16 protein-coding genes are annotated in these 15,024 nt (G+C 59.9%); 7 read left to right on the top strand and 9 right to left on the bottom strand.

Translation table 11 applies throughout. From position 1 onward, the window contains the following. Positions 1-3: 3 nt before the first annotated feature. Positions 4-603 carry a superoxide dismutase gene (locus ACR0ER_RS04700; RefSeq protein WP_170329270.1) on the bottom strand — a complete coding sequence of 200 codons (600 nt, stop codon included), beginning with the start codon at positions 601-603 and terminating at the stop codon, positions 4-6. A gap of 100 nt (positions 604-703) precedes the next feature. On the opposite strand from ACR0ER_RS04700, the gene ACR0ER_RS04695 reads away from it, so the two are divergent. Together ACR0ER_RS04695 and ACR0ER_RS04690 are read left to right on the top strand one after the other, a co-directional pair. Further along, positions 704-1,465 (top strand): FkbM family methyltransferase, encoded by a 762-nt coding sequence (locus tag ACR0ER_RS04695; protein ID WP_480767932.1) that lies wholly within the window; start codon positions 704-706, stop codon positions 1,463-1,465. Positions 1,466-1,556: 91 nt separating this feature from the next. Further along, a complete protein-coding gene (locus tag ACR0ER_RS04690) occupies positions 1,557-1,799 on the top strand; it encodes a hypothetical protein (protein WP_480767931.1) in 243 nt (80 codons plus the stop codon). A gap of 212 nt (positions 1,800-2,011) precedes the next feature. Here ACR0ER_RS04690 and ACR0ER_RS04685 read toward each other — a convergent pair whose 3' ends face one another. The 4 genes from ACR0ER_RS04685 to ACR0ER_RS04670 form a co-directional block, all read right to left on the bottom strand. Beyond that, the gene (locus ACR0ER_RS04685) at positions 2,012-2,578 is read right to left on the bottom strand and encodes a sarcosine oxidase subunit gamma (protein ID WP_480767930.1); all 567 of its coding nucleotides are present in this window, start codon (positions 2,576-2,578) and stop codon (positions 2,012-2,014) included. After that, positions 2,571-5,600 (bottom strand): sarcosine oxidase subunit alpha family protein, encoded by a 3,030-nt coding sequence (locus tag ACR0ER_RS04680; RefSeq protein WP_480767929.1) that lies wholly within the window; start codon positions 5,598-5,600, stop codon positions 2,571-2,573. The genes ACR0ER_RS04685 and ACR0ER_RS04680 overlap by 8 nt, the downstream gene beginning before the upstream one ends. Before the next feature lie 67 nt (positions 5,601-5,667). Beyond that, on the bottom strand, positions 5,668-5,997 hold the full coding sequence (locus tag ACR0ER_RS04675) for a sarcosine oxidase subunit delta (protein WP_480767928.1): 330 nt from the start codon (positions 5,995-5,997) through the stop codon (positions 5,668-5,670). Positions 5,998-6,074: 77 nt separating this feature from the next. Then, positions 6,075-7,319, bottom strand: coding sequence for a sarcosine oxidase subunit beta family protein (locus ACR0ER_RS04670; RefSeq protein ID WP_480767927.1), 1,245 nt, complete (start codon positions 7,317-7,319; stop codon positions 6,075-6,077). A gap of 195 nt (positions 7,320-7,514) precedes the next feature. Between ACR0ER_RS04670 and ccmI the strand changes: the two genes are divergently transcribed. Genes ccmI through ACR0ER_RS04655 form a run of 3 tightly spaced genes read left to right on the top strand, consistent with a single transcriptional unit; the run spans position 7,515 to position 9,452 of the window. Beyond that, positions 7,515-8,741: a c-type cytochrome biogenesis protein CcmI gene (gene ccmI, locus ACR0ER_RS04665; RefSeq protein ID WP_480767926.1), complete on the top strand. Its 1,227-nt coding sequence runs from the start codon at positions 7,515-7,517 to the stop codon at positions 8,739-8,741. Next, a complete protein-coding gene (ruvX, locus tag ACR0ER_RS04660; protein WP_170329277.1) occupies positions 8,738-9,202 on the top strand; it encodes a Holliday junction resolvase RuvX in 465 nt (154 codons plus the stop codon). The genes ccmI and ruvX overlap by 4 nt, the downstream gene beginning before the upstream one ends. Before the next feature lie 16 nt (positions 9,203-9,218). Continuing rightward, positions 9,219-9,452: a DUF1289 domain-containing protein gene (locus tag ACR0ER_RS04655; protein WP_170329278.1), complete on the top strand. Its 234-nt coding sequence runs from the start codon at positions 9,219-9,221 to the stop codon at positions 9,450-9,452. A 248-nt stretch (positions 9,453-9,700) separates the two neighbouring features. Here the strand turns inward: ACR0ER_RS04655 and ACR0ER_RS04650 are convergent, their stop codons facing one another. The 4 genes from ACR0ER_RS04650 to dusA are packed head-to-tail and all read right to left on the bottom strand — an operon-like array spanning position 9,701 to position 13,088. Beyond that, a complete protein-coding gene (locus ACR0ER_RS04650) occupies positions 9,701-10,429 on the bottom strand; it encodes a SpoIIAA family protein (RefSeq protein ID WP_480767925.1) in 729 nt (242 codons plus the stop codon). Between the two features lie 36 nt (positions 10,430-10,465). Continuing rightward, the gene (locus ACR0ER_RS04645) at positions 10,466-11,248 is read right to left on the bottom strand and encodes a hypothetical protein (protein WP_480767924.1); all 783 of its coding nucleotides are present in this window, start codon (positions 11,246-11,248) and stop codon (positions 10,466-10,468) included. Next, on the bottom strand, positions 11,245-12,069 hold the full coding sequence (locus tag ACR0ER_RS04640) for a sulfite exporter TauE/SafE family protein (protein ID WP_480767923.1): 825 nt from the start codon (positions 12,067-12,069) through the stop codon (positions 11,245-11,247). Before ACR0ER_RS04640 ends, ACR0ER_RS04645 begins: the two co-directional genes overlap by 4 nt. A gap of 23 nt (positions 12,070-12,092) precedes the next feature. Then, positions 12,093-13,088, bottom strand: coding sequence for a tRNA dihydrouridine(20/20a) synthase DusA (gene dusA, locus ACR0ER_RS04635; protein WP_480767922.1), 996 nt, complete (start codon positions 13,086-13,088; stop codon positions 12,093-12,095). 429 nt (positions 13,089-13,517) lie between these two features. Here dusA and ACR0ER_RS04630 point away from each other — a divergent pair, with 429 nt between their 5' ends. Then, a complete protein-coding gene (locus tag ACR0ER_RS04630; RefSeq protein ID WP_480767921.1) occupies positions 13,518-13,748 on the top strand; it encodes a phosphoribosyl-AMP cyclohydrolase in 231 nt (76 codons plus the stop codon). After that, on the top strand, positions 13,705-15,024 hold the full coding sequence (locus ACR0ER_RS04625) for a glutamine synthetase family protein (protein ID WP_480767920.1): 1,320 nt from the start codon (positions 13,705-13,707) through the stop codon (positions 15,022-15,024). The genes ACR0ER_RS04630 and ACR0ER_RS04625 overlap by 44 nt, the downstream gene beginning before the upstream one ends.

Raw genomic sequence — 15,024 nt, 5'->3', positions numbered from 1 at the left:
GTGTTACATCCGCGATGCAACGTTTTCCCAGTTCACCAGATTGTCGAGGAAGTTCGACAGGTAAGCCGGGCGCTTGTTGCGGAAATCGATGTAGTACGAGTGTTCCCACACGTCACAACCCAGCAGCGCGGTCTGGCCGAAGCACAGCGGGTTCACACCGTTCTCGGTCTTGGTCACGGCCAGCGAACCGTCCGCGTTCTTGACCAGCCACGCCCAGCCCGAGCCGAACTGACCGGCACCAGCAGCGCTGAACTGCGATTTGAATTCGTCAACCGAGCCGAAGCTTTCGGTCAGAGCCTTTTCCAGCTCACCGGGCATGGCGTTATCGCCGGGGCCCATCATTTCCCAGAACTGGTTGTGATTCCACAGCTGGCTGATGTTGTTGAAGATGCCGTTCTGCGCCACAGCGCTTGCGTCATAGGTGCCAACGATGATCTCTTCCAGCGACTTGCCGTCCCACTCGGTTCCGGCGATCAGCTTGTTGCCGTTGTCGACATATGCCTTGTGGTGCAGGTCGTGGTGATATTCCAATGTTTCCGCGGACATACCCTTGGCTGCCAGCGCATCATGTGCATAAGGAAGATCAGGAAGTTCAAAAGCCATCTCGGCCCCCTGTTAAATATAAGTTGCGGTTCCCAAGGGTTAAATGCTTTGGCAAGCGCCTCAGGTCAAGGGCAGAGATAACAAAACCCGGAGGCCCGCGATGCTGACTCAGGCGCGCAAGATGTTCTACCGCGCCCGCGGATACTATGCGGGAAACCTGAACGGAGAGCCGTTTCGACTTGATCCCTATCATTCGAAATTCTGGCGCAAAGCCTCCGCCGGTGCGTGGGAACCCGAAACCTTCGCCGTGCTCGACAAATACCTCACTCTGGACAGCGACTATCTGGATATCGGCGCCTGGATCGGTCCTACAGTGCTATATGGAGCCCGCCGCGCCCGTCGCGTGTGGTGTTTCGAACCCGACCCCACCGCCTTCCGGTATCTGGCTTGGAATCTGGACCTGAACGATATCCACAATGTCTCAGCCTTTGGCGTTGCGTTGTCGGACCAGTTCGGCGTGGCCCGCATGGCTTCGGTTCGCGGAGAGCCAGGAGACTCCACCAGTTCCCTGCTGCATGACGGCACGCACGGCAGCGACGCGTTAACCATCGCTTGGGATCAGTTTGAAGCAGTCAACGACTTGTCCAGTGTTTCGCTGGTGAAAATGGATATCGAAGGGGCAGAGTATTTTGTTTTGCCGACCCTCATAGATTGGTTGAAACGAAAGCGCCCCAGCTTGTACCTGTCGCTGCACTCGCCCCTATTGCCCGAGCAGGACAGGCTAAAACGAACAGCCGTGTTGCTGGGGTTGCTGGACTTCTACCCTAACATCAAGGACGAAAAATCCCGTTCTCTAGATGTCGCGCAGCTACTGGAACCAGATGCTCTTGGGCAGTACCAAACGGTATTGCTGCACAATTAAACAACTGCTGTCGCTTGTGTCGCAAATCGTGTTTTTCGCCTTGAATACTCACGTTCAGGTTGTTTTTGTACGAACATCACACAAGAAAAAAATGGAACAGATGAAATACCTTACTATCGCTGTATTAACCCTGCTTAGCGCACATTCTGCCGCAGCGGAATCAGTCACCTATGTCTGCAATATGACCAAGCAAGACGATGGCGGCTGGATTGCGCCTGAGTATTCATTTCGGATAGACGAAGCGGCAGGAACCGCGATGTCTGACACGCAATACCAAGATTGGATGCCTGTTCGTTTCAAAAAGAAGCGGGGCAATCAGTTTCGGATGTCCTAGGACATCACCGAAAAGGCCTTTGTGGGCGGAAGCCAGCGGGTTCGGTATCAGGCAAACCTAAACACTTCCCAAAACACGGTCAAAGTTCGGATGACTTTCGTACACACTGACTTCGCTAACGAACCATACGGTGTAGGAACCTGTGTGCCTCAATGACGTAAGAAGCCCCGATTTTCAAACCGGGGCCTCCATTAACCTGTTGTTCAACGCAACTAGTAGACCCCGACCTCACTGCCGGGCTGCGCCGCAACCTTCAACAGTTTGAACGCATAGTCCGCAGCTGAACGGAAGCAGACGACGCGGAAGGTTTCGGCATCGTCCATCCAGAACGCGCCCGCAACCTGCGCCAGACGCGAGCGGCGGATCTGGCCCGGCTGGAACGCTTCGGTCGACAAGTCAACCGGTGCCAGCTTGCCCATCACCTCACGCGCGCTTGCGCCCGAGATACGGAACACGGCACGCGCGTCCGAAACGTTGACGGCCAGTGCATGCGTACCGCTGAGCGCGTTGTTCATCGCGGCCAGCTTGGCCTCGACCTCGGCGTAAGGCACCAACAGCAGCAGTTCGTCAGTGGACATCCAGCAGACGCCGGTATCACCGTTGACCAGTGCTTCGCGCTGACCGGGCATTTTCTGCCCAGTGGCGTCCTTAACGGCCTTGGCCAACACCTTGTCGGACAGGTCGCCGCGCAGGGTGATCATTCCCTGCAGGCCGCATTCCTCGACCTTTGCGATGCCGTCATAGCTGGCGTGGTTCAGTGCGCTGATAGGTTCAGACATTCTGCTTCTCCCCGTCTTTATCGAAGAAGATCGGGTCCACGATCTTGGCTTTGTAGATTTTACCGTCGGTGCCTGGGAAGTCGACGATCTCGCCCATGCGATCGGGACCGTGCTTGATCAGGCCCATGGCGATGCCTTTGCCCAGGTTGGCCGAATAGTAGGTCGAGGTCACCCGCCCGATCATGTTGCGCTGACCGTTGGCGTTGACGCCCTCGCCTACTGCGTAAGCGCCGTCGGGAATGACGGAACCATCCACAGTCTCGAGACCCACCAGTTTCCAGCGTTCCGGATCGGCCATATGGGTACGCGTATGGGCGCGATTGCCGAGGTAGTCCTCTTTCTTTTTCGAGAGCGCCCAATGCAGCCCCAGATCCTGCGGGATCACGGTGCCGTCGGTCTCGTCCCCGATCATGATAAAGCCCTTTTCGGCCCGAAGGATGTGCAGACATTCGGTGCCGTATGGCATCACGCCGAATTCTTTGCCTGCTTCCATCAGAGCGTTCCAGAAGGCCTGACCCTGAGACGCGGGAACCGCGATTTCATAGGACAGCTCACCCGAGAACGAGATGCGGTAGGCCCGCGCATCGAACTCACCGATCTTGCCGTCGCGCCATTCCATAAAGGGCAGCGCATCTTTCGACAGATCCATGCCGCCACCGGCCTGCGTGTTCAGCTTCTCCAGCACCTTGCGGGCGTTGGGGCCAACCACGGCGACCTGCGCGTATTGCTCGGTCACGTTGGCAACGTAGACTTTCCAGTCCCACCACTCGGTCTGCAGCCACTCTTCCATATGAGCATGGATGCGTTCGGCTCCGCCTGTGGTTGTGTGGCACAGCCAGGTGTCCTCGTCGATACGTGCAACAACACCGTCATCGATCAGGAAGCCGTTTTCCGAGCACATCAGGCCATAGCGGCATTTACCGACCTTCAGCGTGGACATCATGTTGGTGTACAGCATGTCCAGGAACTTGCCTGCATCCGGGCCTTTGACGATCAGCTTGCCCAGCGTCGAGGCATCCAGCAGGCCGAGGTTTTCGCGGGTATTTTTCACCTCGCGGTTCACAGCGTCATGCACGGATTCACCGGGACGGACATAAGCATAGGTCCGGCGCCAGTGGCCGACCGGCTCCCAATCGGCGCCGTTTTCGTCATGCCAGTCATGCATCGGCGTGCGGCGGATCGGCTGGAACACCTCACCACGGGCTTCGCCACCGATCGATGCCAGCGAGATGGGCGTGTAAGGCGGACGGAAAGTAGTCGTACCAACCTTGGGAATCTCCGCATCCAATGCATCAGCAAGTATTGCCAAACCGTTGATATTACTTAACTTACCCTGATCGGTCGCCATACCCAGCGTGGTGTAACGCTTGGTGTGCTCGACGCTTTCATAGCCTTCCCGCGCAGCCAATTGAACGTCGGACACTTTGACGTCGTTTTGGAAATCCAACCAAGACTTCATGCGCAGCCCGATTTCGGCATTCGAGGGCATCAGCCAGACCGGCTCCATCGCCGCCTCAGCCGTGGTTTCCCCATTCGGAGCATCAGCCGTCTTGGGTTTGAAGCCCGCGCCATTGGCGGCAGCTTCGCCAGCGGTCTGTGCGTCTGACAGTACATCGCCCAGAGCCAACGGACCATTGGCCGAACCAGCGGCAACCACAAAGCCTTCGCCATTTGCGCCCAACGGCGGACGTTCGGGATCGGGGCGGAAATGGGCGTTTGCCTCATCCCAGATCAGCTTGCCGCCGCAATGCGACCACATGTGCACGACCGGAGACCAGCCGCCTGACATGGCAACCGCGTCGCACTCAACTTCTTCGCGAGCGCCACCGATGCCTTCTTGATTGCACAGCGCAACTTTCTTGACGCGCTTGCCGCCCTTAACTTTGGCAATCGCTTTGCCAGGGTCGACCTGAATACCAAGCTGGCGCGCCTCTTCGGCCAGAGGACCAGCTGCAGTACGCGCATCGACGATACGCAGAACGTCCACACCCGCCTGTTTCAAGATGATCGCAGTGCGGTAGGCGTCGTCGTTGTTTGTGGCGACGATCACACGCTCGCCGGGGGTCACGCCCCAGTTCACCACGTAATCACGCATAGCTGCGGCCAGCATTACGCCGGGCACATCGTTGCCCGCAAAAGACAGCGGACGCTCGATTGCGCCGGTGGCGGTCACGACCTGTTTCGCGCGAATGCGCCACAGACGATGGCGCGGCCCTTGCACGCCCGGAGTGTGGTCGGTCAGACGCTCATACCCCAGAACGTAACCGTGGTCATAGACGCCCGCACCCATGCAGCGATTGCGCAGGGTAACGTTGTCCATTGTTTCGAGTTCGGAAACCAATTGTTCCACGAACTTATCCACAGGCTCACCATCGACGGTGCCGCCGTCAACCGGAGCGCGACCGCCCCAATGCGCGGTCTGCTCAATCAGCATGACCTTGGCACCGGACTGCGCGGCAGCTTTCGCGGCTTGCAGACCAGCCACACCGCCACCGATCACCAGTACGTCGGTGAAGTGGTAGAAGTGTTCATAGGTGTCGGCGTCGCGGCTGTCCTTGTCGGGCGCTTTGCCCAGACCGGCAGACTGGCGGATGAACGGCTCGTAGACGTGTTTCCAGAACGGTTTCGGATGGATGAACGTCTTGTAGTAGAACCCGGCCGGCAGGAAACGCGCAAACGCAGTATTCACCGCGCCGATGTCAAACTCGAGGTTCGGCCAGTGGTTCTGCGAAATCGCGGTGAGGCCGTTGAACAGCTCGGTCGTAGTGGTGCGCTGGTTCGGTTCGAACCGGTTGCCCTGCCCCAGACCGACCAGAGCGTTCGGCTCTTCAGCGCCGCTGGCGACGACACCGCGCGGACGGTGGTATTTGAACGACCGGCCCACCATCATCTGATCATTGGCCAACAGGGCCGAGGCGAGCGTGTCGCCCTCGTAGCCCTGCATCGAGGTGCCGTTGAAGGTAAAGGTGACCTGTTTCGACCGGTTAATCAGCCGGCCCTGTTTTGCGAGACGGGTGCTCATTTTGCGGACCTTTCGCAGGTGGAGACGTCAGAGCCTCCGGCGGGAGTATTTTTGAAAAGATGAAGCATTAGGAGAACTCTCTCCAAGTCCATCCCGGACGTTTGGCGGTGATGGCGTCCTTGATCTCTTGTGGCGGTTCGGTGGTCTGGGCCGAGTACGTGCCGAACACTTCCAGCGTGCTCGTGCAGCGGGCGGCATGGAACCACTTGCCGCAGCCATTCACATGGCGCCAGCGTTCAAAGTGAACACCTTTGGGGTTCTCACGCATGAACAGATAGTCGTGGAAATCGTCATCCGACGAGCCCGGTCCGAAACGCTTCAGATGCGCCTCGCCACCAGCGGCCAGTTCGGTTTCTTCGGCATCGACGCCGCAATATGGGCAATTCAGGATCAGCATATGGTCATCCTTTTTGGCGGTCGGTCGGCACGTGGGCCGACCTGAATTCTGTTAGCTGGTCACCTCGGGCAAAGCCCTTAGTGAGCCACCCCGGCGGCGACGCTTTCGTCGATGAAGCGGCCCTCTTTGAAGCGGTCCAGCGTGAAGGCTTCGGTCAGCGGCGAATGGCCGGTTGCCATCAGCTGTGCCATACCCCAACCGGACCCCGGGATCGCCTTGAAGCCACCGGTACCCCAGCCGCAGTTGATGAAGCAGTTGCCCAGAGGTGTCGTCGACAGGATGGGCGAGCGGTCGCCGGTCATGTCCACGATGCCGCCCCACTGACGCAGCATCTTCAGGCGCGAGATCATCGGGAAAGTCTCGACCAGCGCGCGCACCGTTTCCTCGATATGGTGGAACGAGCCGCGCTGGGTGAAGTTGTTGTAGGCGTCGGTACCGCCGCCGATGACCATCTCACCCTTGTCGGACTGCGACATGTAGCCGTGCACGGTGTTGGCCATTACGACCACGTCCATGCAAGGTTTGATCGGCTCGGACACCAGCGCCTGCAGCGCAATGGCCTCAAGCGGCAGACGGAAGCCCGCCATCTCGGCCAGCTGACCCGAATGGCCCGCGACCACGATGCCCAGCTTGTCACAGTCGATGGCACCTTTGGTGGTGTCCACGCCGACAACGCGACCGCTGTCCGAGCGCACGCCGGTTACTTCGCACTGCTGGATGATGTCCATACCCATCGCGGAACAGGCACGCGCATAGCCCCAGGCCACGGCGTCGTGACGGGCCGTGCCGCCGCGTTCCTGCCACAGCGCCCCCAGAACCGGATAGCGCGGGCCGTCGATGTTGATGATCGGCACCAGCTGCTTCACGCGCTCTGGGCCAATCCACTCGGTCTTCACGCCTTGCAGGGCGTTGGCGTGCGCCGTGCGCTGATAGCCGCGAATTTCGTGCTGAGTCTGGGCCAGCATCATGACGCCGCGCGGGCTGAACATGACGTTGTAGTTCAGATCCTGGCTCAGATCCTCATACAAGCCGCGCGCCTTTTCGTACAGCGCCGCCGAAGGGTCCTGCAGGTAGTTCGACCGGATGATGGTCGTGTTCCGGCCGGTGTTACCACCGCCCAGCCAGCCTTTTTCGATGACGGCGACGTTCTGGATGCCGTAGTTCTTGCCAAGGTAATAGGCGGTCGCCAGACCATGTCCGCCAGCGCCAATGATGATGACGTCATAGCGTTTCTTGGGTTCGGGCGAGCGCCACGCGCGCTCCCACCCGGTGTGATAGCGCAGGGCCTCCCGCGCCACAGCAAAGGCTGAGTAGTGTTTCATGAGCGAATCCATCCGGTTCGGTGATTGGCGCAGGTATGCCGTGTGCGGACAGTTTAGCCCTGCCACACAACGCCACAATATCGAACTATTGCGACATCCGCCCGATTATTGCGACATGACGTCCACGCGCGGCCATTTGCCCCTTTTTTCACCCCGCCGAGAGGTCTAAGTCAGGGCAGCCATATCGGAGTAGCCATGTCGTTCCTGGTCGTCACAATCCTAACCGCGGCGCTGACGGCGCTGATCCTGGGTCTTTCTTTGCTGCGCGGGCGCCAAACACGCGAACCTGCCGCTGCCTATGACCTGCGCGTCTACCGCGAGCAGTTGGCCGGCGTCGATAAGGATTTGGCGCGGGGTGTAATCGGCGAAGCTGACGCCGACCGGGTTCGCACGGAAATCTCACGTCGCATTCTGGCCGCCGACGCTCAGATGCAGGCGGGGACGAAACAGGCTGGGGCGCCGACGTGGGCCACCCTTGCCGCCTTTGCTGTTATAGCTGCTGTCGTAGTTGGAGGCGGTGCCGAAATGTACCGCCAGATGGGGGCCGCCGGGCTTCCGGATCAACCTCTGTCGAAGCGCAAGGAGCAGGCAGAGGCCCTGCGCGCTGAACGTCCCAGCCAGGCCGAGGCCGAAGCCGCCGCGCAACTCTCCGAGCTGCCGCAGCTGGATGAGAGTTATGCCAACCTTTTGGCGCAATTGCGCGACACTGTTGCAGCGCGCCCCAATGATCTACAGGGCCATATACTGCTGGCGCAGCACGAGGCCAACGCGGGCAATTTCCCGGCTGCATACAAGGCCCAACAACGCGTAATCGAATTGTCTGGCGATGCAGCCCCGGCCGACGCCTATTCACATCTGGCCGAGATGCTGATCCTGTCTGCAGGCGGCTATGTCTCGCCCGAGGCGGAAGACGCGCTGAAACAAGCCTTGCAGCGCGACCCGCGCCACGGTCCGGCACAATACTATCTGGGTCAGATGATGGTTCAGATCGGGCGCCCCGATGTCGGTTACCGCATCTGGATCGATGCCCTGCGCGATGCTCCGGCGGGGGCACCGTGGGCTGATGCCATTCTCGCGCAGCTGGACGAGCTGGCCTTCCGTGCGGGCGTCTTCAACGCTCCGGACATTCCCGCCCCCTCTGCTACCGGCCCCAGTCAGGATGACGTCGCCGCCGCCGCCGCGCTGACCCCGGAAGAGCGGCAAGAGATGATCAAGGGCATGGTCAACCAACTGTCTGAACGTCTTGCCAGCGAAGGCGGCTCTCCCGAGGAATGGGCCCGCCTGATTGCAGCCCTTGGCGTTCTGGGCGAGGGTCAACGCGCAATCGATATCAAAAACGAGGCGATGGAAGTCTTTGCAGGTAATGCCGAGGCTATTGAACTGATCGACGCCGCCGCATTGCAGGCCGGGATCGCCCAATGATCCACGACGCGTTTGAAGAGTTTGCAGCCGCGTTGCCGCCGATGACCGCGCTGATGGGGCTGGATTTGGGGGAAAAGACCATTGGTGTGGCCGTCTCGGACCGAATGCGCGGCGTGGCCAGCCCACTGGAAACCGTTCGGCGCAAGAAATTCACGCTGGATTCCGCCCGCCTGCTTGAGATCATCGCCGACCGCGAGATTGGCGGCATTATCCTAGGCCTACCGAAAAACATGGACGGAACCGAAGGGCCCCGCTGTCAATCGACCCGCGCCTTTGCCCGCAACCTGTCCCGTCTGACCGAGGTTTCGATTGGCTTCTGGGACGAGCGACTCAGCACCGTTGCGGCCGAAAAGGCGCTTTTAGAGGCGGATACGACACGAAAACGTCGCGGAGAGGTTATCGATCACGTCGCTGCAGGCTATATTCTGCAAGGAGCGCTGGACAGGCTGCGCTTTCTGTAACGGACGGAGTACGCCGATGACAAACATGGTTTGGAAAAGGAACGAGGTCGAAAGCCCGTGCGTCCAGATCTGTGTCGTGCATCCGACGGAACGCATCTGTACCGGCTGCTATCGCACGATTGACGAGATCACACGCTGGTCCAAAATGGACAGCACCGAACGTGCCGGGATCATGGACGAATTGCCCTCGCGCAAGCCGCGTCTGGCCAAGCGCCGCGGTGGTCGTTCCGCGCGTGTGAACAACACATAACCTGTTTCTGGATAATCAGTTTGGACTGAACCTGCGCCGCTGCAGGCTGGTGTGAACTTCGAGGGGGTCAAGTTCGGACTCGTGTGGTGAGTGAGTGGCAGTCCACAGCGGCGCGCTTCAGAATATGTATTCTCCCGCAGTGGTACGACAGAAGAATAAGACCCGTGTAAATTCCTTGACCCAGCAATCAAGAAAAACCAGAATTTTACATTTTATTACGTTGCGTCAACTTTGAAGGCTTACAGTTTTTAACCAGCTGCAAGCCACGCCTTGGCATTTTCGAAGTCCTCTGAAGGAAAGAACTGGGTGCGCGTTCCCAGTATATGACTGGCCGCTTTTTGCGCGATATGCTGCCAGGTTTTGTCCCCCACGATGGCCGCACGGTTCAGCAACCCGGCGTGTTTGCGCACCAACTGGAAATGCGAGGCCAACGCCGTAAGCCCCTGCCAGCCATCAAATTCGCGCAGATCGACCAACAGTCGAAACCCGCTTTTGCCTACCAGAAGATTGTCCAGCTCCACCTCGGCCCGCGCATATTCCTCGGGGTCTAGTTTGCCCAGCAGGCTGACCTGAACGCAGGGACTGCCCAGATCGATTACATGGATGGCGCCCAGAGATTCACGCATCCAGCGCCGCGCAGCCTCCAGTTCGGAGAGTTCGAAAACCTGCACCGGACATGGCAGAATCGGAGAGGCCAGACGGATACCGGTCTGCACCCAGCCCTGATCCGCAACCACGGCAATCCGGTCGAACCCGCGCCAATGGCTGAGGCCCAGCTTGGTGTCTGCCCATGCCGCACCCAGATCGTAGCCCTTGAACTCTGGCTGAACGACCGCAAGCAGGCGCACCGTGTCATGCTCGGTCAGTGCGACCTCGATCGCCGGGACCAGAACTTCGCTGTAGTCCTTGCTGGTCACCTCGCCTGACAGTTCGACTTCGAGCAGCGCACCGTCGGAATTCCTGTGGACAGTAATCATCAGACAAAACCTCCAAACCTTAATAAGGACAGGACGTTAGGCGGTTTCGATCCATTCGGCTACTCCCCCAGCGCATTCGGGGCGGAAATAGGCGATCATCCGTCCATCCGGCCCGGCAGAGGCATTGGCGCCCCAAGGCGCGACCCCATGCAGGCAGTGGCGATGCAGTAGATAAGCCTCGCCCGGTTTGGCGGGCAGTTCGATGCGCGGGCAAGTGTCGAACACCTCGCGTCGGGCGGCCTGATAAATATCCGTCACGTCGACCTGATGCAGGGCATCGCGAGGATGACCCTCCATCGCGCGTTCGAACGCGGCGCGCAGGATTTTGTGGCTACCTTCCCATAGCACCATCGGGGCGGCATCCGCGCTGGCCTCGGTCAACGGAATACCCAGTATCCAGGCATGAGGTTCATCCACCCGCCGCCGCCTATCCGGCCCCGTCGGTCGCAACCCGTCCACATGCGCCGCATCCCGTTTCAACCGATACCGCACAGCACTGTCGCCTTCGCCCCGTCGTGGCTGCGGATAACCGGGGTAGATGACCGAGACCTGCCCCTTGTGCAGCGGTAGCTCTCCGTATTGTTGGGTGGCGAAATCCATGGCCTGCCCAGACAGCGCACCTGACTGCCCGACCCGCCCTTGCGGGTCATTGTCCAAAGCGTCCACTCCGATGAACCACGTGCCTTCGCAGTCCAGCCAGTCTGCATGCACCGGGTCTGCGACCGACGCCCGTGCCGCGGGCAAGGCGTGCCCCACCCAATCTGCCAGCAGCGGATCATATGGGAACCTGATCCAGCCTATGTTGTGAAAATTGCTCACAGCCCCAGTGCTTTACGCAGCATGTTTAACGCGACCAATGTCAGGAACACCGCAAAGACGCGCTTGAGCGGTTTAGGATCCATGGCGTGCGCCAGCTTCACGCCCCAAGGCGCGGTGATCATTGTCATAGCAACGACGATGGCAAAGGCGACCAGATTGACTGCCCCGATCGTGAGCGGTGGGCGGTGTTCCGGCGCTATGTCCAGAAACAGAAAGCCCAGAACAGACGGAACAGCAATGATCACACCAAACCCGGCTGCCGTAGCTACGGCGCGGTGAATGGGTGTGTTGAACAGACTCATCAGCGGCACACCGAAACTGCCGCCTCCGATCCCCATAAGCACCGAAAGAAACCCCACGGATGGAGACAGAACCGCGCGGCGGATGCCCTTCGGCATGGCATCGCCCAGCCGCCATTCGGACTTGCCCAGCCCAAGATATGCTCCGATGACCATCCCCAGCAGACCGAACAGCGCCTGCAACGCCTCGGTTTTCAGCGCTGAGGCCGCCAGCACGCCCACAATTGCGCCCACGGCGATCCCCGGCCCCCAGCCACGCAGGATATCCCAATCCACGGCGCCCTTCTTGTTATGCGCCAGCACCGATCGCATCGAGGTCACGATGATTGTTGCCAAAGAGGTTGCCAGACACAACTGCATCAGTTGCGGACCGCCATATCCGAGCGTCTGAAACGCATAAAAAAACGCGGGCACCAATACGATGCCCCCACCAACGCCCAGCAATCCTGCCAGCACACCGGCCAGCGCCCCGATCACAAGCAAAAGGCCCAGCATCTGGGCCAGCAACATCGTCTCGGGCATCTTCCCCCCTTACCGATCTTCTTTCAGACCTCGACCAGATGCGCCACGCGCTCCAGCGCCTGCAGCATCACCTCGGGGCCCGCGCCCTCATGCACTGCGCCTTCGGACAGGGCCCTCCTCCAAGCCCGCGCACCGGGACGCCCGGCGAACAGGCCCAGCATATGGCGGGTGATCTGGTGCAATCGCCCCCCTTGGGCAAGGTGACGTTCGACATAGGGCACCATTTTGTGAACAACTTCAATCGGGTCCGTCGCCTGCCCTGTTCCGTAGATCAGCGGATCAGCCTCGGCCAGAATATCGGTCGGCTGGTGATAAGCCGCACGGCCGATCATGACGCCGTCCAACCCAGCGTCGAGATGCGCGCGCGCCTGATCCAACGACGCAATGCCACCGTTGATCGAGATATGCATTTCCGGAAACGCAGCCTTCATTCGGTGCACCAGATCATAGTCCAGAGGCGGAATATCCCGGTTCTCTTTCGGGCTGAGACCCTGCAGCCAGGCCTTGCGCGCATGGATTGTCACCCGCTCACACCCCGCAGCGCGGATCTGCTCCAGAAACGCAGGCAGTACCTCCTCTGGGTCTTGTTCATCAACGCCAATGCGGCACTTCACCGTCACTTCGGCACCAACCGCCTCACGCATGGCCGCAACACATTCGGCAACTCGGCCAGGGTCTTTCATCAGCACCGCCCCGAACGTGCCGGATTGCACTCGATCCGAGGGGCAACCGCAATTCAGGTTGATCTCATCATAGCCCGCATCTGCCCCGAACCCCGCCGCCTGCGCCAGCTCTTCCGGATCAGAACCGCCAAGCTGCAGTGCAATAGGGTGCTCTTGCGGGCTATAGTCCAACAGATGCATCGCCCCACCCCGCACCAACGCCGGCGCAGTCACCATTTCGGTGTAAAGCAACGTCTGCCCGCTCAGGAGCCGGTGCACGTAGCGACAGTGCCGATCGGTCCAATCCATCATCGGTGCCACGCTTAAACGCGCCGCTTTTTGTGCGTTATTTTTCAAATCGTTAACTCCATGCGCTTCCAAAATCCGTGTAGCACGATTTCCTTGGGTTTCGTGGTTTTTCCGGGGGTTTTCGATTCGAGCGTGCTACGGTGTAGCACATCCAGAGAACACAAACAGCAGCCCGAATGCTGCTGGTTACTGAGCCGCCGCCACCTTTCCCTTCTTTCCCCTGCACAGCGGAAATCGGCTATCAAACCCTGAATGTTCTTGGGTGTTCGAACCGACTTCCCCATCACCGAAACCAAGATGGGATGAATTCCATGACCAAACTCAACGACAGCACACAGCGCCATGTCGCGATCACTACCGCTCAGAATGCCCGCCAACTTACGACAACTCAGAACGCTCTCGAAAGCCGGGACCTCGTAGTTGCGGAATATCCCCTTCCACAAAGCGAAGAGACGGTCAGAAGGCTTCTAGGAACTTGTGACCGGCGAGGCCCACTATTTCAGCCGCGCGCGCCAAACGCTTTGGCACAAAGGGGCGAATTCGGGATTGCCCCCCTTTGACGCTAAACACCGAAAGCTCAACTCACAAAAAAATTTGATCAAATTTGATGACAAAGCGCCCGGTCTCAATTACATCTCGAACATCCCAAGTGATGGAGCCCCAGATGGACCTGAGCGTTCTGCACAGTTTTCGTGTCGCTGCTTGTGACCTTAACGGCCAGATGCGTGGCAAGCGTGTGCCGCCCTCTTATGCTGACAAGCTGGCCAAAGGAACGGTGCGGATGCCCTTTTCCGCTCTGAACGTGGACCTGTGGGGCGCAGATATTGACGGCAGCCCTCTGGTCTTCGAATCCGGTGATGCGGATGGAATGCTGCTGCCGACAGAGCGTGGGCCGGTGCCGATGCCGTGGTTGGCGGCGGACACGGCGCTGGTTCCGATGTGCCTGTACGATGACGCGGGTGCGCCCTTTGCAGGCGACCCACGACACGCTCTCGCCAAAGTGCTGGAGCGGTACGCCCAGCGCGGCTGGTCCGTCATCGCGGCGACCGAGCTGGAATTCACCCTGCTTGATGCGTCGGGCGCGCAACCGCAGCCTCCGATCAACCCGGTGACCGGGCGCAGGTTGGCGGATGAATCGGTCCTGTCCATGGCCGAAATGGACGCGTTCGACGCCTTCTTTACCGAGCTTTATGACGGCTGCGCTGCGATGGGCATTCCCGCACAGACGGCAATCTCGGAAAGCGGCATCGGCCAGTTCGAGATCAACCTGAACCATCAGGGCGCAATGCGCTGCGCTGATGATACGTGGCTTTTCAAAACGTTGACGCGCGGTCTTGCCCGCAAACATGGGTTTACAGCCACCTTCATGTCCAAGCCTTATGCCGGTGATGCCGGCAACGGGATGCATGTGCACTTCTCGGTCGTGGACGATCAGGGCCGAAACGTATTCGACAACGGCGGGCCTGAAGGCACCGATCTGCTGCGTTGGGCCGTCGCCGGATGTCTGGCCGCGATGCCGGGCTGCACGCTGGTCTTTGCGCCGCACGGCAATTCCTACACGCGGCTCGTGCCCGGCGCGCACGCCCCAACCGGCGCAAGCTGGGCCTATGAAAACCGGACCGCTGCCCTGCGCATTCCCGGAGGTGCGTCCGCCGCGCGCCGGATCGAACACCGCGTTGCGGGAGGTGACATCAACCCCTATCTGATGCTGGCGGCCGTACTAGGCGCGGCGATGAACGGGGTCGAGGACGAGACCGAACCGCCCGTCCCGATCTCGGGCAACGCTTACGAAATCGACGGCCTGCCTCAACTGGCAGCCGACTGGGCGTCGGCGATTGCCGCCTTTGAAACCGACCCACTGGTCGCGCGCATCTTTCCCGCCGATCTGATCCGCTTTTTCGCGATGACCAAGCGGCAGGAAATCCGGCGCTTTGATGAGCGTCCGCCCGAGGAACACTGGCTCAGCTATCTCGAAGCGGTGTGA

The sequence above is a fragment of the Ruegeria sp. CH8 genome (assembly GCF_056536985.1).
The sequence above is the reverse complement of the archived record's forward strand: the minus strand, read 5'-3'. Positions and strand labels throughout refer to the sequence as shown.